The organism is Eubacterium pyruvativorans (assembly GCF_900102225.1).
Classification (GTDB): domain Bacteria; phylum Bacillota; class Clostridia; order Peptostreptococcales; family Anaerovoracaceae; genus Aminicella; species Aminicella pyruvativorans.
Genome location: NZ_FNBF01000005.1, coordinates 1 through 19,201, shown reverse-complemented (window position 1 = coordinate 19,201; position 19,201 = coordinate 1). Strand labels below are relative to the sequence as shown.

The following is a 19,201-nucleotide window of genomic DNA, read 5'->3' as shown; positions in this document are numbered from 1 at the left end:
ATATCATCCATATTTCGTCCGAAGCCGGGGCGGTCCGTCCCGGTTACTGCTGATCCTGCTGCTGATTCGACAGGGTTGTCAACCCGCTGGTGGAGGAGGCTCCATAGGTGGTCTCGAAGAAGGTAACGTCCAAAGTGACGCTGACACTGCCGGAGGAAGTGCTGCCTCCGGAAGCCTGATAGTCATAGTCGTACGTCCCTCCGCCCCGGCTGACTTGAATATTGCGGATCAGACATTTATACCGGCAGCCGTAGAGTTCGTTGATCACAGACCGGGCACTGTTCATGCTTCCTGCTGTGAACGTGATACTGATATTCCTGCGCACATTCGTACCGTCCGCATAAGCATGTTTGAAGTCCATATTGAAATTCTCTGTGCCCCGGAAAATGCGGTTCAGCTCCCGGATCTCCTGCTTCAGGTTGTTATACGGCGCCACAATCCCTTCCGAAGAACCTTTTCCGGCACGGATCTGCGCCTCCATCGAACTGATCTGCTGCGCTCTTCCCTGCTCTACCAGCAGTTCGGACTCCAGTGCGGAAGTATTATACTGGGCCAGCCGGGACTGCACATAACTATACACAAACCGGTAATACACCAGCACCAGCAGGAGAATGGCCAGTACCAGAATCACCACTTTCTCTCTGCGGTTCAGTTCCCGATTCCAATTCATTATTCTCCGCCTCCCGTACTGTCATTCTCTGCACTGTTTTCCGTATCCCTCCCGTCCGGTGACTTGAAGTTCACCGACACTGTGGCTGTCACCGCTTCTCCGCCGTTCTTCGCTGCCGTTGAAACCGACACATAGGAGACGATCGGGTCATTTTCCAGAGAAGCGACGACGGTGGATACTTCCTTCAGCCGGACCCGGTCCAGCGTCAGCTCCGCCCGGTTTCCCTCAATGGAAATGCCGGCGATGTCCGTCGTGTCCGGCACCACCCGATACAGAGTATCCATCATATCCATTCGGTCCTGCCACTCTGCTTCCTTCTCGGTCAGCGCCGCATTGCCGTACCGGCTGTATTCCCTCTGTACTTTCTCATACACCTGGTTCTCTTCTTTCAACTGGCTGATGTCACTCTTCAGCTGGTTATACCGGGCCTCCGCCCGGTTCACCCGCTGCAGCTGATCTATCACCAGAAATTTCGTGAACAGAATCAGGAATATCAGAAAGACCCCGAACAGGATCAGTGTGAATTTCCGGTTCTCATCCGGTTCCCGGTACAGAAGATTAATGGTTGTTTTCTCCGGATAACGACCGGAACTGCCGAACGAAAACCGTCGTTTTTTTTCGCCTTCCGGTTTCTCCGGCCCCATTCTGTTTCCGGCGCTATCCCGGCTCTTCCTCCCGCCGATGGGTGTATTCAGGATGCTTCGTAAACTCGCCATTACCGTGCGCCTCCTTCCGGATCCATGGTAAAGCCGTAACTCTGGGGGGCAATCTGGATGGATTCCTGTATTTCCGGATCGCCGGTGAGCAGAGAGGCGAACGGAACCAGTTCCAGTTCCACTGTATTCCGGATCTCCTCCACCAGAGGACGGTTCAGCGCTCCGCCGCCGCAGTAGTACAGCCGGGTCAGATTATTTTCCCGGTTGCTGAAACTGTAGAAATTCATTACACGCATGATCTCCACGGCGATGTCCGTGTACTGAGACTGCGTTGCCTCACTGTGAAGCACTTCCGGCGCACCGGATTCCATCCGAATCCGGGCGATGTGGCGGTCCAGTCCCATCTGCTCCGCAGCAGCGTCCACCAGCCGCCGGAGACCCGGCTCAATATTCCGGGTAACATCATAGACTCCTCTGCTGAAGAAATGAATCTTGATGGAACGGTCCCCCAGATCCAGCACGGCATAGTCCGCCTGATGAGGCTCCATGCCGTTGACCTGCTCGAAAACGCTGAGTACCCGGGAGAAACCTGCCACATCCGGCGCCAGACCCACCAGCTTCAGACCGGCCCGCCGCATCATTAGGGTACTTTCTTCTGCCAGACGTTTCTCCGCCGCCACAGCAATCAGGTCCATACTGTTCTCCGTCTTTCCGATCACCGCATAATCATAGATGTACCGGTCCATATCCTGGGAGATATAGTCATGAAATTCGTAGGGCAGATTCACCCGAAGCTGACCCACCGTCATCAGCGGCAGATGCACTCTCCTGACGAAGCACCGGCTGTTCGGCACACCCAGGAATACACTGCGGATCCGGACACCGTGTTCCCGCAGAACTTCCTTCAGAAAGTCCCCCATTGCGTCTCCTGACATGATGCGGCCCTCCTTCATCAGACCATCCGGGATCCGGGCCTGAATCAGTTCTTCCGGTCCGTTTCCCTGATTCACCGCAATTTTCACGCTGTAGTTCCCTATGTCGATGCCAAGCAGTTTCTTCCTTGATGCCATCGGTTACTCCAATCTTTTCCTTTACAATATATTGCGGGGCCGCACGCCCTGTATTTTTTTGTCCTGCTCCATGATGCCCCGGGGAACCTCTTCCTCAGGACAAAAACCCCATGTACCACTCGATCACCGGACGGCCCCAGAGAAGAACCAGCATCGCCGACAGCGAAATCGCCGGTCCGAAAGGGATCTTCCGCCGACGGGAGGCCGCCGCAAACACCAGGCCCAGGACGCAGGACAGGATCAGCCCCAGCAGGGCCCCCGCCGGTCCCAGATACAGCCCGGTCATAAAAAACAGTTTGATGTCGCCGCCGCCCATGCTCTCTTTCCCGGTGGCCCGGTCGAAGAGCAGCGTCAGAAGCAGCATGCCGCCGCCCACCAGCGCACCCCCGGTCAGACCGGTGAGAAGCTGACGGCCGAAGGAGGTTCCGGATTCCGCTGCCGGCAGAAGTGTGACCGCCCACCACAGAATCCCCGCTGCGATGAACCGGTCCGGAATTTCGAAGATCTCCAGATCCACCAGAGACAGGGTCAGGAGAATGCAGAACAGCACCAGATACCGGAGCAGCGTCCAGCTCACATCGAACCGGAAGAGAATCAGTACGAATCCGGCGGCGGAGAACACTTCCGTCAGAAGGTACCGGACGGATACCGGCGCACCGCAGTAGCGGCACTTCCCTTTCAGGAAGATCCAGCTGAAGACCGGCACCAGATCCCCCGGTCCCAGCACGTGACCGCAGACCGGGCAGTGGCTCCTTCCCGTGATCACGCTCTCATGGTGGGCGATGCGCCAGGCCATGCAGTTCAGGAAGCTGCCGAAAACCGCTCCCAGAACCGCCGCCAGCACGGTACAGTATGCCGTTATGATACCGCTGATCTGTAACAATGCCAAGCCTCCTCCCGGCATGCGCCGGGAATTATTTTCCTTCACTTTCCGGCTGTTTTCTCTGATTCGCCAGCCGCTGCCGGTCCAGGCGGATCTCGCGGTACTGGGAAAGGGTCAGCCGTTTCCGCTCTCCCCCGGTCATATGATTGTAGTCATAAACGGTCAGGGTTTTCCCCCGCCAGTAGGCGGAGACCGTGCCGTCTTCTTCCACACTCACCGCCAGGAACTGGGCGCCGTTTCGGCCGCCCCGGTTCGGAATGCCCCGGGCGCCGGTTTCCTGATGGCGATTATCTGCTCCGGCGGTTCTGCCATACCCTCGGATCCTGCCGGCCCGGTCTGGCGGGACCATCCGGTGGTGGATCCCGTCGTAACAGTACGTCACCCCGCCGGACCGGGCCTCCGACAGGTAATCGTGCCGGGCCAGCGCCTCCGCCTCCCGGACCTGATCCCGGTCGAACGTCCGGTTCCGGTCCCGTACATGCTGCTGATAGCCGGACCACAGAATCATGAGGGTCAGCGTGATCACCCCTGTCAGAAGCAGGATCGTGATCAGCGCCATCCCTGCATTCTCCTCCAGTTTTCGCCTCATCCCATTCATACAGCCACCACAGATCTGTCGCTTCTGCTACATCAGATTGTACATCCGGAACATCGGCAGATAGATGGAAATGACGATGAATCCGGCGAAAATCGCCAGGATAACCAGAATCGCCGGCTCCAGTTTCGAAATCGCCTTCGCCGTGGCATGATCCGCCTCGTTCGTGAAATATTCACTGATCGTTTCCAGGGTCTGATCCAGTTCTCCGGATTCCTCTCCGATGGAGCACATTTCCTTCAGACTCTCCGGAAAAAACTTTGTTTTCATCATGCAGTCCCCCAGGGGGTACCCTTCTTCCACCCGGGAAATCATGCCGGCGGTTTCCTCTCCCAGCACGGCATTGTCCATGACCCGGGAAGTGATCTCCACGGCCCGATTCACCGTGATGCCGGAAGACAGCATCACCGCCATGGTGCCGGCGAACTGGGCAGCACCCCGGAACGTATTGATCTTCCCCAGCACCGGCATGCGGAGCATGTTCTTCGCATGCCGGATTCTGCCTGACGGCGTGGTCTGCCGGAACTTCAGCAGGAGAACGGCCGCCACCAGGACGATCACCATGAGGATCCAGTACTTGCTGAAGAAATCCGATGCCGCTATCATGAAGCGGGTCATGGCCGGCAGTTTCCCGCCCAGCTGGCGGAAGGTGGCGGTCAGGGTCGGAATCACCTTCACCATGACGATCATCAGCACGATCACGGCGATGATCACAACGAAAATCGGGTAGATCATGACACGGCGGATTTTTTCCTTGTTCTGAAAACTCTTCCGGTAATACTTCTCCATCCTTTCGAAGGAATCCTCCACCGTTCCGGCCTCTTCACCGGCCCGGATGGTTTCCACGAAGGTGGGCGGCAGCCCCTTGAAATTCCGTTCGAAACCCGACGCCAGGCTGCTTCCCTCGGAAACATCCTCAGCAGCACTTTCCATCATTTTCCGGATCACTTTTCGTTCCGTCTGCCGGGCGATCAGTTCCAGACACCGGGCTGCAGACATCCCGGACCGGAGCATGATGGAAAACTGAGAGCACATGATTGACAGTTCCTTCTCATTGATTTTCGAGCTCCCGATGTCCCGGGAGAAAATCCCCTTCTTCTCCTTCACTTCCCGAATCTCGGTGATGACCGGACAAGTCTCCCGGATCTTCTGTACGGCGGAGAATTCATCCTGAGCTTCCACAACGCCCCGGGTCTCTATTCCGTCGCTGCTGAGCGCCTTGTATCGGTATGTGATCACGCTATCCAGTCTCCCTTCCTGTGCGGTTTCTTTTCACTTCATATTCCGGTGACTGCCGTTTTTCCCGGCAGATCACCCAGGACCTTCCGGCTTCTGCGGCCGCCTGCCCTATATTCTTTGTCCTCCCCCTGCCGGGAAACCCATGCGCTTCCGGAGGAACTGCTCATCCTGGGCTGCCTCCAGCGCAGTCTCCGGGGTGATCTGTCTCTCCGACACCAGCTCCAGCAGTGCGTTATCCATAGAAACACTGCCGGAAGCAGCTGAGGACAGGAGAGAATTCCGCATCTGCGGCGTCTTTCCTTCCCGGATCAGATTGCAGATCGCCGGCGTCACCATCATCACTTCACAGGCCAGTGCCCGGCCGCTGCCGTCGGCCTTGGGCAGAAGCTGCTGGGCCACCACCGCCCGGAGTGTGGTGGAAAGCTGCATGCGGATCTGGGCCTGCCGGTCCTCTGGAAACACGCTGACCATCCGGTCCACAGAGTCCACAGCAGAATTGGTGTGGAGCGTGGCGAAAACCAGATGTCCCGTCTCCGCAGCGGTCAGGGCCGTCTCGATGGTGGTCAGATCCCGCATTTCCCCGATGAGGATGATATCCGGGTCCTCCCGGAGGATCGCCCGGAGGCCGGACGCATAGCTTTCTGTATCCGTGCCGATTTCCCGCTGGTTGATAATGCACTTGTCCGGGTGATAGATGTACTCCACCGGATCTTCCAGCGTGATGATGTGCTCCCGGCGGGTGTGGTTGATCTCATTCAGAATGGCCGCCAGGGTGGTGGATTTTCCGCTTCCCGTCTCTCCGGTTACCAGAATGATTCCCCGGGGATATTTCGGGAAATCCATAACCGCCGGAGGCAGCCCCAGACCGGTGAGCTCCGGGATCCGGGAACTCAGGATTCTGAGCGCCAGGGACACATGGCCCTGCTGGCGGAAGAGATTGATACGGATCCGCTCTCCGGCAATGGTTCCTGCCATGTCCAGCTCCCCGATCTGCCGCATCTGTTCATAAGCTTCTCCGGCCAGCTGACGGGCCGCTTCCTCGCAGTCCTCCGGAGTCAGAATGTACTCTTCCAGGTCCAGGAGAACACCGTTTTTTCGATATTTCGGCGAAAGGCCCGCAATCAGGTGGACATCCGATGCCCCCTCCGAAGCGGCCTTCGCAATCAACATTTCTACATTCATTTTGCTGCGCTTTCCTCAGGGCTTTCCCCGTACCGGAATCACTCCAGATTACTGATCATCCGGATGACTTCACTGATGGAAGTAATGCCGGACTGCACCAACCGGTCCGCATTCTGGATCATCGGCACGAAATCCGTCTTCGCCGATGCTTCCCGGAATGCCTGCTTCGTACCGCCGCTGACAATCAGCCGCCGGAGCTCGTCATTCATCATCAGGATCTCGAACACACCGATGCGTCCCCGGTAACCGGTATGGAAGCAGTACTCACAGCCTTTCCCGATGTAGAATTTCCTTCCCGGATACGGCTTCAGTCTGGCTGATTCCAGTTCTCCCGGCTCCGGTGTGTACTCCGTCCGGCAGTTCCGGCAGATCTTCCGTACCAGACGCTGGGAGATGATGCCCCGGACCGCCGATGCGATCATGTACGGCTCCACACCCATATCCTTCAGCCGGTCGATGGCCGAAATCGCATCCTCTGTGTGAATCGTCGTGATGACCAGATGGCCGGTCATGGCCGCCCGCATGGCAATTTCCGCCGTTTCTCCGTCCCGGATTTCGCCGACACAGACGATATCCGGGTCCTGCCGCAGAATCGCTCTCAGTCCGCTGGCAAAAGTCAGTCCCACCTTTTCGTTGATCTGCACCTGGGAGGCGCCCCGGATGTTGTATTCCACAGGATCTTCCAGGGTGATCAGATTCGTCTCCTCACTGAGCAGTTCGTTGACCAGGGTGTACATGGTGGAGGACTTGCCGCTGCCCGTCGGACCCACGATCAGAATGACGCCGCTGGTGAGCGAGGTCAGCCGGTCCAGCTTCCGGTTCTCCGATTCCGGAATGCCGATCGCCTTCCGGTCCAGCATGGCTGCCTGGCCTCCCAGAATCCGGATTACTGCCTTCTCCCCGTGCATCGTCGGCAGCGTCGAAAGCCGCATATCCACCGTATCCCCGTTCAGCTTCACAGAGGCTCTCCCGTCCTGCGGGATCCTTCTCTCCACCGTGTCCATCCGGCCCATGATCTTGATGCGGGAGATGACAGAATCCCGGAGTTCCTTCGGGATCGTCAGAACCTTGTGCAGCCTGCCGTCAATTCTCATGCGTATGACCATTTCCTGATCTGTCGGTTCGAAGTGAATATCCGAAGCGTTTTCGTTGTGCGCCCGTTCGATGATCGAGTTCACCAGGCGGATTGTCGGCGCATTCGATTCACTGTTCTCCTCTGCCGGCGTCACTTCCTCTTCCCGGAAACCGGCCTCCGCCCGCATCTGGGCCATGGCCTCCACAGCGCCCTCGTTGCCGTACAATGTGCTGATGGCATGCTCGATGGCGGACCGGGAAGCGATCATCGGCACAATCTTCTTCTTCGATGTGTGGGCTGCCTCCTCCTGGGCCAGAAAGTTCAGCGGATCCTCCATGGCCAGAAAGAGGTTGTCATTGGACACCCTGACCGGAATAATGAGGTACTCCTTCGCCATCGCCTTCGGAACATACTTGGACATCGCCGGGTCAATCTCCGTCTTCGTCAGATCCACGAAATCAATACCCAGCTGGATCCGCAGCGTCTCGATCAGCTGCTCCTCCGTGATAAATCCGTTGTCAATCAGGATCTCGCCGAACCGGCCTTTTTGCTTCTTCTGCAGATCCAGCGCTTCCTTCAGTTGTTCCTCCGTCAGCTGGCCCATGGAAACCAGCATCTCCCCGAGTCTCTTGTTCTTCATCATGCAACTCCTGCGGCCTCTGCCGCTCTCTCGTTCCTGCGACTGTTCTGTCTGCGGACAAAAAATCAATCTCTCTGCCGTTCGTCCGCCGGCCCTGCGCCCGCTGCGGCACTAACCGTTCTCACTGCTGCCGGAAGAATCACTCCCGTTCAGACAGCGGAAGTACACCGTATGCTCCGCAGCAGCTGCGCCGGCCCTCTTCCCGCCGGCATCGCTCTGATTCACGGCAGTGACTGTCACCCGGTAACACTTCGTACTCGCATCATATGTATAAGCAATTTTCGTATGAAACTGATCTGTCACTGCCTGACTGGAAATCACCGGGATCTTCTGGCCGTCCTTCGGACTGCCGTACTGCATGGCGATGTTGCCGTCGTCCCCGCCGGACGGCTCCGTATCCACGAATCTTGCTTTCATTCCGCTGGCGCTGTCCTGAAAGAACGGATTCTCTCCGCCTTGCATTTCCCCGTCGCCGGAAACAGGACGGGCGAACCGCAGGGTGTCTCCCACCGCTGTCAGGGTGGTGGAAACCGCTGTCTCCGCATTCGCCTTCAATGTGATTTTCTGATAGGTATCCCGGAGCACCGTAATGCCGCCGGCCACAATCACCGTAACCAGGGAAATAATCAGTACCGCCACCAGCGTTTCCGCCAATGTGAAGCCGGCCGTTTTTCGATTTCTACTTCTGCCCATGGCCGCCTCCTACCGGTTTCCGTTCCCGCCGGATGCGTTTCCTGCCTGGCTGCCGCTTCCGTCCGCTCCGGCGTTATCTGCCTCCGGCGCTGTATAGCGGGAAAGGTCTCCGGACCGAATCACCCGGACCTTTCCGGATTCCAGCACTTGTCCTCCCTCTTCATCCCGGATGGTAATGTCCGATGCTATCCCCGTTCCGGAAGCACTGCCCTGCTCCATCTGGGAAATCCCATCGTAGGCCTTCGACATATGGGCAGTGCTGCGTTTCACCATCCCGGTGCTGTTTACAATCAGCGTTGCCGCCAGCAGCATGGCCAGAGCAGCGATCAGCACCGCCACCAGAACCTCCGCAATGGATTCGCCTCTCGTGCTCTTCAGAAGTTCCGGCATCAATGAAAAAGATTGTTTCTTCCTTCGTTCTTTCATACTATATCCGTCAGCCTTTCGTGATGACGCCCTTCTCCCAGCGGATCGTGGTGGTACGAACGACGGATTTCCCGTCCTTCCCTGTTTCTTCTCCATAAGAATCGGAACTGTTCACCACGGCCCGGGCGCTCCAGGTCATCCGGGAAGGATATTTCTCATTCTTCAGCGTAAACACCGCCCGGATTGTATAGTCCGGGTCCATGGAAAAACGGACTCGAACATCCCGGAAGGAACTGCCGTCCACATGAACGGTCAGATTCCGCTGATACGAACTGCCGTGTGACTGAAGAAGTCCTTCCACCGCAGCGGTAATCACCCGGCTCTTCTCTTCTTCTGAAGACAGCTCCAGCGTCGGATCCCCGAACTTCGGCTCCAGCATACCGTCCTTCTCCTCTCCGGTCTGGCGCAGCGTCACCGTCCGGCTCTCCGTCACATCCCGGAAGTACTCCGCTGCCGAAGAGACCGTATAATAGGATTGCTGCTGTTCCACCAGTCCCGCCATTCTTCCGGAGGCCGAGGTGGCGGCTGCGATTACAACAGAACCGATCACGGCACAGATCAGAAAAAAAACCAACGCCAGAACCAGTGTCACGCCGCTTTCGCTCTTCAGTTTTCGGGTCACCCTCCGCCCCACGCTGCGCCTCCGAACATGCGGGAATCCGCCGGTTCCCGTAATTATACTAATGTCCAAACAACTTGCAATTGTACAGAGTAAATTATACTACTGCGCCGTTTTTTGTCAACGGCCGCACCGCCCAGACAGGGCCGGATGCAGCCCCTTCTCCCACAAAAAAAGAGGGGCGCAGCCACGAATCATGATGTCACCTCATTCGTGCCGCGCCCCGTCCTCTATTCAGTTCTTTCATCCTTCTGCTCCGCACCGGCAGGCCGGGTTACGAAAACCACCGGCGCCTGATTGCGGGGGAAGGCAAATGCCAGCGGCTCATTCAGATACGCATTCCACACAGCAATGGTGGAACGGTTTCTGAACGGATCAGCGTAACGCATCTGCAGCGGAATGTCTTCGAAGGCTTCCTCTGCCAGCAGCGGCTCCGGCTCATGCTGCGGAGGATCATACCGGTGCAGCCGGCACTGCATGATCAGATACTCCACCGCATGGCCCCTGCTGGTCAGGCGGATGGCGAAATTACACCACGGCAGTGCGTTGTTCTCGTAGAACTGATCCGTAATGTAGTCCGAAAGCCCCCGTCCGAAATGAACCCGGTTCGCTTCCAGAAAAGCGCTGTCCCGCTCCACGCCGATCTCCAGCAGCAATTTGAAGACGTCGTCGTAGAACGCCGGAACGATATCGATGGAGTAACCGAAGTCGTTCAGACTGTATACCGCATCCCCGCTTCCTCCGTCGGCTTCATCCGTACGCTGGTTATTGATCTTGGACCAGCTCCCCCGTGTCAGCCCGAACATTTTCAGAACGCCCCGGAAAGAGCGGGGCACAGCCTTCGTGTCCGGATCCATCCGCAGGATGGACAGGTAGTGGCGAAGCGTGAATTCCCGGACACTGTCCGCCGAAATGGGATCATACCAGTGGTCATCCTGTTCCGGAAGTGCCAGATTCGTCAATACATGCAGACAGCCGCAGTAGAACCCCAGCCCCCGGGGACCGGTCTTCCGTTCCTTCTCCCCGAATACCGGATCAGCCTCCAGGAAATGACGGACCCGGCTCATCGCACCGTCCGGAACCCGCATGAAAATCTGGGGCGTCACCACATTCCGGGCAATATCGGTGGTCGTTCCCCAGAATATTTCCGGTTTCAGATCATGACCGTCCCGGATCATCTCCACCTGACAGGTCCCGCACACCTTCGGACGAAGGTCGAATCCGTCCGAAGGTTCCTCCACAAATTCCAGTTTTCCACACGCCGGACAGTAGTAGTGGGCCGGAAGCGGATTCGCCGAAGTGACCTCCAGCAGCCACAATAGAAACGAGTTGGACGTCTCTCCTCCCATCACATAGGGAATCCCGCTGCGGCGGAGATACTTCGTGAGATCCCCCACGAACCGGAAATCTTCCTCCAGCCCGAAGGCATCCATCATGCGAAGTTCCCCCTCCACCCGGTGACGAATCTCCGGCGGCAGCTCTTCTCCGTACAACTCGTGGACTTTTCTGTAAATCGTTCTTCTCATACCTTCACCCGATACCAACCGACCAAATGTTTACGCATCTCTATCCGTATTATTGTAGCACATCGGGTCAGCCTTCGCGAGTGGAATCGAAGGGCTGCTCTTCCTGCGGAAAATATCCCGCCGGCTATTCGTAGCAGCAGAGCCCCGCCCGCCGGAGCCGGTTCCGGATCACCGGACCGAGAGCGGCGGCGGCAGCCATCTTCAGAACATCTTCCCACACGAAAGGCAGAACACCTGCGGCCAGCGCCGCTTTGAACGTCATATGGGCAGAGACGGCCAGCCAGAGCGTTCCCAACACATACGGAATCAACGTGGCCAGGAACATTCCCAGGATGCAGCGAATCCGCTTCTCCGTGAAACGGTCAATGAACAATCCCGCCACCAGCGTCATTCCCAGAAAACCGATAATGTAGCCGCCGGTCGGTCCGAACAGTTTCTGCGGCCCCCCGGTGAAACCGGAGAACACCGGCAGACCGGCCAGTCCCAGCAGCAGGTAGATCAGGAATGCACTCAGCCCCCGCTTCGTTCCCACCGCATACAGTACGAAATAGATCGCCAGATTCGTCAGGGAGATCGGCACTGGCCCGATCGGGACGGAAATCGGCCCAAGCACACAGATCACAGCAGCCATGAGCGCCGTGATGGTCATTTCTCTCACTTTCGAAGTGCTTCCTGTATTCATTTCATTACCTCCTGCTTCATATCCCTCAGAATTCTTCACCGGACGCCGGCTTCAGGCGGAATCCCATCTCCCGGAACATCGCCCTGTCCTCCCGGGTATTATTCCCGACGGTGGTCAGCATATCCCCCGTTATGGTGGCACTGGCTCCTGCCCGGAACAGCGCTGCACCGCCGTCCTCGAACCGGAACCGGCCCGCCGCAATCCGGATCTGTTTCTCCGGATTCACGAACCGGAAAATAGAAACGGTCCGGAGGACATCCTCATTTTTCATTCCCTCCAGATCTTCGAACGGCGTCCCCGGAATCGGAATCAGCACATTCAGCGGAATCGACTGGGGATCCAGCTCCGCAATTTCCAGCGCCATATCGATCCGGTCCGCCCAGCTCTCCCCCATGCCGATGATGCCGCCGCAGCAGACATGCAGCCCGGCGGCCTTCGCCCGCCGGATCGACCTGACTTTGTCCTCATAAGTATGGGTCGAGCAGATCTGCGGGAAGTAGTGCCGGGACGTTTCCACATTGCAGTGGACGGTATCCACCCCCGCCTCCTTCATGCGCCGGAACGCTTCATCCGACTCCAGACCGTGGGACCCGCAGAGCTTCATGTCGGGATAGCGTTCGTGGAGCGCCCGGTATGCCTCTGCCGCATGATCCAGATCCCCGCCGCTGAGGGAACGGCCGGCCGTCACGATAGAATACCGGTCCACTCCCAGCGCCGCATATTTCCCGCAATCCCGGAGAATCGTCTCCGTATCCAGAAACGGATACTCCGAAACTCCTGTGTGATTGCAGGACGCCTGGGCGCAAAACTTACAATCCTCCGAACAGCGCCCGCTCCGTCCGTTGATGATACAGCAGAGATCAACCTTGTCCCCGGTCATCTCCCGCCGGATATAGTCCGCCGCCTCGTTTAATGCTCCCAGTTCCTCAGAAAGCAGCGGTTCGCACTCTTCCCGGGAAGTGAGCCGGCGCCCCGCCGTGATCTCCCGGGCCAATTCCATGATCATATTGTCACCCTCCTCGTAACTCAATCGTCAACCTCTTTATTGTAACACGCCTGTCGGATTCGTCAACCTATAATGCCTGAATCAGGGTGACGATGGGGACAAAAAATAAAACCGCCTGCGCCCGCCGAAACGAACGCAGACAGAAACTACATATCCAGACACAGCCAATTTTGGAAATAGGAATCCTCCAGCCCCTCCGGATCTGTGATGACCGGCGTATTGATGCACACTTCATTCCCGGAAGAGGTGCCGCCGATAAATCCCCGCCGGAGATCCTCCACAGAAGGCGTGAAGCACAGCTTCTGATCCGAAAAATACGGCTTTCCGCAGATCCGGGCTGCCGCCGCCTCATCCCAGTTGTAGAAGCCGTCCAGACCGAAACGCAGGACCTTCTCCCGGAACCAGTCCGAGGTTCTGTCGTAGATATACTTCCCCACTGGCCGGCCGCTTCCCAGCAGCCTGCTCTCGTAAGTCTCATGCTTCGTATAAGAAGGAAGACAATGATTGCCGGTGAGAAGGGTAACATTGCGGCCCTTGGTCAACACCGTATACCCCGCCTCCGGATCCACCGAGAAATTCAGCTCTCCGAGAACCGTTCCGTTCAGAATCAGCGGTTCTGTGATGCATCCCATACAGGTCACCCCCGCCAGATGATCGAAAAAATCATGATCGGATTCCCATGCACCGGCCAGGTTCGTCTGAGCGCCCAGGGCCAGAATCAGCAGTTCCCCGTCCAGCCGCCTTGCCTCTTCCGCCATGAAAAGCGCCGCATCGGAGATCCTGGAGCGGTTCCCTTCCCCGTCCGACGCCTCTATTTCCATCACTTCATACCGCTGTCCGCTGCGGCGATAATCCAGTCCGGTGGGCATGGCGCCGCCAAAAACCGGAATATCAGAACGCCCGATGTCCCGCATCATCTTCTTCGTGGCTTCAAACGTGGTGCCGATATCCGCATTGCCGAATGTGCAGGTAATCCCCACGATCTCCACATCCGGCTCCCCCAGAAGGTAGAGAATCGCCAGCCCGTCATCCATGGGGTGCTGCGGCACACCAAAGGTCAGATCACAATCCACCAATATTTTCTTCATTCCATACTCCTGTTTAGATATTCCTGAAAACTTTCCGACGAAAAACGTCGTTGAGATGCCCGCACCCTGCGGCAAACCCCTGACATTATTATTCTATTGTCACATTTCACCCAGACGATTTCAACACTCTCGCCCCGTACGGGGTGCGTCGTCACCAGCCTGGACATGATCCAGTTTGCAGGATTGATTATCCTCATTGTAAAGAAGCAGTTGCATACCCTTTTACAAAAAATTGACTTAAAATTTTCCCACTACAGGTAGAGGACGTTTTGCCGGCCTGTTATCTTTTGAGCAAGGAGGAGAACTGCCATGTATAAGACTTTTGTCATCGATTACAACCCGCAGACTGCCAAAATGGCCGAAGCAGTGGAAGGAAAAGCAATCGTTCTCGCAGAGTCCGTATCTGCGGGACAGGAGGAATAACCGTTGTATATCAGAATGAAGAACGTCCCATCATCACCATTGTGGAACCTGATAAAGCCGATTGCATCTACCGCACTGCGAAGGCGGATGACGGAAAACTTCATTATGTGAAAGGTGACATGAATTCCATCATGACCGGCCTCTGCTGTGGAGATACCGATCAGGAAAATTATCGCCGGATTGTGTGGGATGGGCTTCACCCAAGCTGGAACAAATAAACGGTCGATCACGTCCTTTAATCAGCCAATCCGCATTTCTTCACAGTCTTATCTCGTTCTCACATTTTTCATGGTAATCTTCTACGAGAGACCTCCATGTGCTGATGAAAACACTGGCATCCAGACTGTAAGCAATGCTGCCGAAGCCCAGCTGCGACCACTTCACCGCATCGTCCATATTCCCGGCAAAGATATAGGATTCTTTGCCATTCTGTTTACAGGCAGCGAGAATTCTTTCAATCGCTTTTACAAGTTCCGGATTGTCGAATTGTAGAGAAATCCCCAGGTCGATGGACAAATCACAGGGACCGACAAAGATCCCATCTACACCGGGAAGCCCCGCAATTTGTTCGATCTGCTCCAATGCCTCCTTTGTCTCACATTGCGGGATCACCTTACAGCGACGGTTGCATTCCGCCATATAGTTTCCGGCATCTGCCGCCCAGTCATCGAAACCCCATCCACTGGTGCGGTTTGGACAATATCCCCGATTTCCCAGGGGAGGAAATTTCGCATAGCTTATCAATTCCTCGACTTGTTCCACAGAACGGATATTGGGAACGATCAATCCCCTTGCACCAATGTCCAGCATTCGCAGCACATAAGGCCTGCGCATATCTCCGATGCGTACATAAGGCAGCAGCCCGCCGCGTTCGGCTGCGAGGATTAAATCCGCCGTACTCTCCTCAGAAAAGCACCCATGTTCTGTGTCAATGACGACATAGTCCAGCCCTGTCCGGGTCAGTGCTTCCATTGCTCCCCGGCCACCCAGTTCAAAAAAGGTTCCAATCGTTGTATGATTCATCCGCTCACTCTCCTTGTTATTTCGTTAACTTCAATATATACTACGCTTAATGATAAGTAAAACAATTGTTTTGCACATTCACATGAAAGCAGGATTGTGATGTCCGCTGTGAAGAAGGAAACAGCAAGCAGATGAGGAAAACAATGAAACGTATCAACGCAGAAGAATTGATGAAGCTCCCTGCTGTCCGGGCCTGGCTCGGTCCTGTCCCGGACTGGGAAATAAAACAGATGCTGGACTGTTTCTCGTTCCGGGGCGCAGAAGTCCAGGCGAATGAAGTTGTTACCACGGACGGTCAGGCCGCACTCTATCTCCCGAATGATGGTGACTCCCCTGCCGCAGGCTTCGGCTACCAGGCCGTAGACGCCCAGGGAAATCCTCTTTCTAAAGCCGGGATCCGCCGGACACGGACTCTGCAGATAGAACCGATTCTGCAGCTGACTGCTTCACCTGCTTCCTTCCATGTTGGTGAATCGAGTGGCATCGTTCTGTTTTTCGGCCCAAAGGTCCTGCGGGGCAGCTGCTTCGCCATGGGCTGTGCCGGAACACATCTCCGGATCCGCCGAAAGCTGGAGGATGCCCTGCTCTCGGGGCCGGATCTCTCTGACTGACCGGAGCAAGAAGTATCATTTGGAATCCTCCTTCCTGCGTAGATAATCTTTTCTTCTGTCTCTTGCCAACTGTATCTCAGCCGGCGGCGTTTTCTGTGTCTTCTTCGGTTCTGCGCTGCAGTATAGCTCCCGCATCCGTCAGCTTCAGATGTCTTCTCCGATATCCCCGGTCAAGGCCACTGTCCTTTCATTCAGTGACGCCGGAACGTTGATCTCCTGCGGCATACTTATTGTAATAAATTTCCAAGCAGGGCATTCAGCAGATTCTCGGAAGGTTCATCTCAAAAACGTTTTTCCGTCCCATACTCTATATCCTTTCCTCCGGAGACATTTCAGAGCTTCGTAAGATCAGCACCAGCGGCACCAGTACGGCAGCGGTCAGGAGGGCATTGAACAGGTTTACATCGCCGATCGGCGTATCGTACACGAAGTGATCCGCCATGATCAGAATGATGAGGCCGAGCCCCTTCCGCCGTCTCTTCCTGTCTCCCATGGCTGTGGCCATGAAATACAAACCTGCAGCAGTGACTGCGGCGTAGCACCAGTGGGACCCCAGCGCAACCTGGATCCTGTCCACAGCGATCAGAATGATTTCATTCACGTGCCGGAAGCCGCTTTCGGTGATATCGGAAATATCCTCATCGATCTGAAATCCCATGCCGACACACATCCCGATGCCCAGAAAACTTTTCAAAGTTTTCCTCCCCAGCACGTACAGAACCAGTGCTGTCGTACCAAGTTTCAGAAGTTCTTCTACGATCCCCACCTCGAAAGATCCCATCCACGCATCAGAGTAATAATGTCCCAGAAGGCGGGTCATAATGCGGGTAAAATCGTCATTCAAGTCCCCTGCATAGGGAGAGGCTATGAAGGCGCCGCAGAATCCTGCCAGCAGAAGTTCAAGACCGCTGACTGTGTATTTTTTGCAGAACCACCGCATGAACAGGAAAAACGGCACGATGTAGACCAGAAGCAGCAGGAAGGAACTGTAGACTTCCATGTACCGGACCCAGGATGTATGTTTCGGCCCCAGAAAATCTTCCGGCTCATTCAGCAGGCCTAAGGCGAAGAGAAGAATCAACGCGGTCAGTCCCGCCACCCTGCGCCTGTGCAGGGCGGAAGAACCGACCGCGATCCGATTGCCGTATCCGTCAATATCCGTATTCTTTTCGATTTCATTTTTCAAAGAAATAACACCTCCGAACTTGCAGAAAAGGGGTCCCCCCCGATCCTCTATGGATTCCCGGGCGATCAGGAAGAGGACCGGAGTCCCCTTCCCTTTGTCCCTGAGCAATTTCAGGACAGCGCTCGAAGCACCGCTTCCTTCATTTCCGTCCGGTCAATCACCTGATCATGGAGCACCGGCTTCTCCTCCAGACCGGACATCGCCCGGGGCACCGGCACACCGGTATACTCATGAACCGCATCGATGGCCCGGAACCCGTCTGTCTCCGGAACGCCCAGCGATTCTGCAACACTGGATGCAAACTTATAAGCACTGGCCGTGGAGGCGATCAGTGTCGGCGTTTCATCACCGGTGGACCGGCGATAGTCTTCATAGACCTTGTATGCCACTGCCGTGTGGGTGTCAAACAAATAATGATTCTCCCGGTACATTGCACCGATGGTCTGATCGGTTTCCTCCACACCGGCGAAACCGGCACTAAATGCGGACAGTCCTGCCCGGATCGAATCCGGCACTTCATAACGTCCCTTCTCGTCCAGATCCGCCATCAGCCGCCGGATTTCACCGGCATCCTCCCCGCTCAGATGATAAAGCAGACGCTCCAGATTGCTGGAAACCAGGATATCCATGGATGGAGAATTCGTCTGATAGAACGCCCGGTTCGTGTCATAGACGCCGGTTCGGAGGAAATCCGTCAGTACGTTGTTCCGGTTGGAGGCACAGATCAGTTTCTTCACCGGCAGCCCCATGCGCTTGGCATAGTAGGCAGCCAGAATATTTCCGAAGTTCCCCGTCGGCACCACCACATTCACCGGATCCCCGCATTTCAGAGCCCCCTGCTCCAGCAGTTTGATGTACGAATATACATAGTAGGCGATCTGCGGCACCAGGCGTCCAATGTTAATGGAATTGGCGGAGCTCAGCTTCACACCCTCCTTCAGCAGCGCTTCATGAACGGATTCATCCTGGAAGATATTCTTCACACCCGTCTGTGCATCGTCGAAATTTCCTTCAATGGCAAAAACATGCACATTCGAACCTTCCTGGGATGTCATCTGCTTCTGCTGAATCTGACTGACGCCGTGGTTCGGGAAAAACACAATAATTTCCGTCCCCTCCACATCTGCGAACCCCTCCAGAGCGGCCTTCCCGGTGTCACCGCTGGTGGCGGTGAGAATGCAGATTTTCTTGTCCTCCTGCTGCTTCTTCATGGCTGTCGTCAGCAGATATGGAAGAATCGACAGCGCCATATCCTTGAACGCCGCCGTCTTCCCGTGATACAGCTCCAGGAACCAGGCATCTCCCGCCTTCACAACCGGAACGATCTCTTCCGCCTCGAACTTTCCGTCATAGGCCCCGTCGATGCAGCACTGCATCTCTTCCTCTGTATAGTCATCGAAGAACAAACCGATAATCGCCTTTGCAACTTCCTGATACGACTTCCCCTGCATCTCTGCTATGTCGAAGGGCATTTCAGGGATTTCCGTTGGGACAAAAAGTCCCCTGTCCGGAGCGATCCCCTGAATGACCGCTTCCGCACCGGTCATCTCCCGCTCATATCCTCTGGTACTTCTGAACTTCATCAAAACACTCCCCTTGTTCTGTCACTACAAATTTCATACCTGTTTATGTTACAGTATCCAACATTTCATCGGATTCTGCAAGCCATATCCCCGCCAAAAAATAATTTCATTTCCTTCTTGACACCCGCTCCCAGTTCATGTATTATAGTCATTGTCAGTTCGCAAGGGCCGACAGAAAGTGAGAGATATTCATTTCGCCGCCATGGTCAAGTGGTTAAGACGCAGCCCTCTCACGGCTGAATCTCGGGTTCGAGTCCCGGTGGCGGTACCAACGTTTGAAACCCCGCAAGGCATTGAAATTCAGTGCTTTGCGGGGTTTCTGTTT

Annotated in this window: 19 protein-coding genes, 1 tRNA gene and 1 pseudogene; 3 read left to right on the top strand and 18 right to left on the bottom strand. The window is 55.9% G+C overall.

The window, feature by feature from the left end; translation table 11 throughout:
- Nucleotides 1-43: 43 nt before the first annotated feature.
- The 15 genes from BLQ24_RS02915 to BLQ24_RS02845 form a co-directional block, all read right to left on the bottom strand.
- Complete coding sequence (locus BLQ24_RS02915; RefSeq protein WP_090162494.1) at nucleotides 44-670, bottom strand: hypothetical protein; 627 nt, start codon at nucleotides 668-670, stop codon at nucleotides 44-46.
- Nucleotides 670-1,386 (bottom strand): cell division protein ZapB, encoded by a 717-nt coding sequence (locus BLQ24_RS02910; RefSeq protein ID WP_090162493.1) that lies wholly within the window; start codon nucleotides 1,384-1,386, stop codon nucleotides 670-672. The genes BLQ24_RS02915 and BLQ24_RS02910 overlap by 1 nt, the downstream gene beginning before the upstream one ends.
- A complete protein-coding gene (pilM, locus tag BLQ24_RS02905; RefSeq protein ID WP_090162492.1) occupies nucleotides 1,386-2,396 on the bottom strand; it encodes a pilus assembly protein PilM in 1,011 nt (336 codons plus the stop codon). Before pilM ends, BLQ24_RS02910 begins: the two co-directional genes overlap by 1 nt.
- 94 nt (nucleotides 2,397-2,490) lie before the next feature.
- A complete protein-coding gene (locus BLQ24_RS02900) occupies nucleotides 2,491-3,285 on the bottom strand; it encodes a prepilin peptidase (protein WP_205508085.1) in 795 nt (264 codons plus the stop codon).
- A gap of 25 nt (nucleotides 3,286-3,310) precedes the next feature.
- Complete coding sequence (locus BLQ24_RS02895) at nucleotides 3,311-3,877, bottom strand: hypothetical protein (protein ID WP_173452537.1); 567 nt, start codon at nucleotides 3,875-3,877, stop codon at nucleotides 3,311-3,313.
- Nucleotides 3,878-3,904: 27 nt separating this feature from the next.
- Nucleotides 3,905-5,113 (bottom strand): type II secretion system F family protein, encoded by a 1,209-nt coding sequence (locus BLQ24_RS02890; protein ID WP_090162487.1) that lies wholly within the window; start codon nucleotides 5,111-5,113, stop codon nucleotides 3,905-3,907.
- Nucleotides 5,114-5,221: 108 nt separating this feature from the next.
- On the bottom strand, nucleotides 5,222-6,295 hold the full coding sequence (locus BLQ24_RS02885; RefSeq protein ID WP_090162486.1) for a type IV pilus twitching motility protein PilT: 1,074 nt from the start codon (nucleotides 6,293-6,295) through the stop codon (nucleotides 5,222-5,224).
- 38 nt (nucleotides 6,296-6,333) lie between these two features.
- The gene (locus BLQ24_RS02880) at nucleotides 6,334-8,010 is read right to left on the bottom strand and encodes a GspE/PulE family protein (RefSeq protein ID WP_090162484.1); all 1,677 of its coding nucleotides are present in this window, start codon (nucleotides 8,008-8,010) and stop codon (nucleotides 6,334-6,336) included.
- 111 nt (nucleotides 8,011-8,121) lie between these two features.
- A complete protein-coding gene (locus tag BLQ24_RS02875) occupies nucleotides 8,122-8,703 on the bottom strand; it encodes a PulJ/GspJ family protein (RefSeq protein WP_090162482.1) in 582 nt (193 codons plus the stop codon).
- A gap of 9 nt (nucleotides 8,704-8,712) precedes the next feature.
- Nucleotides 8,713-9,129, bottom strand: a complete 417-nt coding sequence (locus tag BLQ24_RS02870; protein ID WP_143004232.1) for a hypothetical protein — start codon at nucleotides 9,127-9,129, stop codon at nucleotides 8,713-8,715.
- A gap of 10 nt (nucleotides 9,130-9,139) precedes the next feature.
- The gene (locus tag BLQ24_RS02865) at nucleotides 9,140-9,763 is read right to left on the bottom strand and encodes a hypothetical protein (protein WP_090162478.1); all 624 of its coding nucleotides are present in this window, start codon (nucleotides 9,761-9,763) and stop codon (nucleotides 9,140-9,142) included.
- A 215-nt stretch (nucleotides 9,764-9,978) separates the two neighbouring features.
- Nucleotides 9,979-11,274 carry a hypothetical protein gene (locus BLQ24_RS02860; RefSeq protein ID WP_143004231.1) on the bottom strand — a complete coding sequence of 432 codons (1,296 nt, stop codon included), beginning with the start codon at nucleotides 11,272-11,274 and terminating at the stop codon, nucleotides 9,979-9,981.
- A 124-nt stretch (nucleotides 11,275-11,398) separates the two neighbouring features.
- Nucleotides 11,399-11,956, bottom strand: coding sequence for a biotin transporter BioY (locus BLQ24_RS02855; protein WP_090162474.1), 558 nt, complete (start codon nucleotides 11,954-11,956; stop codon nucleotides 11,399-11,401).
- Between the two features lie 25 nt (nucleotides 11,957-11,981).
- Nucleotides 11,982-12,959, bottom strand: a complete 978-nt coding sequence (gene bioB / locus BLQ24_RS02850) for a biotin synthase BioB (RefSeq protein ID WP_173558662.1) — start codon at nucleotides 12,957-12,959, stop codon at nucleotides 11,982-11,984.
- 149 nt (nucleotides 12,960-13,108) lie between these two features.
- Nucleotides 13,109-14,050, bottom strand: coding sequence for a nucleoside hydrolase (locus BLQ24_RS02845; protein WP_090162469.1), 942 nt, complete (start codon nucleotides 14,048-14,050; stop codon nucleotides 13,109-13,111).
- Between the two features lie 437 nt (nucleotides 14,051-14,487).
- On the opposite strand from BLQ24_RS02845, the pseudogene BLQ24_RS10300 reads away from it, so the two are divergent.
- Nucleotides 14,488-14,628 (top strand): annotated as a pseudogene (locus BLQ24_RS10300) (diaminopropionate ammonia-lyase); the annotation flags it as partial.
- A 103-nt stretch (nucleotides 14,629-14,731) separates the two neighbouring features.
- On the opposite strand, the gene BLQ24_RS02835 reads toward BLQ24_RS10300, so the two are convergent.
- On the bottom strand, nucleotides 14,732-15,496 hold the full coding sequence (locus tag BLQ24_RS02835; protein WP_090162467.1) for an HpcH/HpaI aldolase family protein: 765 nt from the start codon (nucleotides 15,494-15,496) through the stop codon (nucleotides 14,732-14,734).
- A gap of 143 nt (nucleotides 15,497-15,639) precedes the next feature.
- Between BLQ24_RS02835 and BLQ24_RS02830 the strand changes: the two genes are divergently transcribed.
- Nucleotides 15,640-16,107, top strand: coding sequence for a hypothetical protein (locus BLQ24_RS02830; protein WP_143004230.1), 468 nt, complete (start codon nucleotides 15,640-15,642; stop codon nucleotides 16,105-16,107).
- 307 nt (nucleotides 16,108-16,414) lie between these two features.
- Here the strand turns inward: BLQ24_RS02830 and BLQ24_RS02825 are convergent, their stop codons facing one another.
- Nucleotides 16,415-17,293, bottom strand: a complete 879-nt coding sequence (locus BLQ24_RS02825) for a PrsW family glutamic-type intramembrane protease (protein ID WP_143004229.1) — start codon at nucleotides 17,291-17,293, stop codon at nucleotides 16,415-16,417.
- Nucleotides 17,294-17,403: 110 nt separating this feature from the next.
- On the bottom strand, nucleotides 17,404-18,876 hold the full coding sequence (gene thrC / locus BLQ24_RS02820; RefSeq protein ID WP_090162461.1) for a threonine synthase: 1,473 nt from the start codon (nucleotides 18,874-18,876) through the stop codon (nucleotides 17,404-17,406).
- Between the two features lie 196 nt (nucleotides 18,877-19,072).
- On the opposite strand from thrC, the gene BLQ24_RS02815 reads away from it, so the two are divergent.
- Nucleotides 19,073-19,147: transfer RNA gene (locus BLQ24_RS02815), tRNA-Glu, on the top strand.
- Nucleotides 19,148-19,201: the final 54 nt, after the last annotated feature.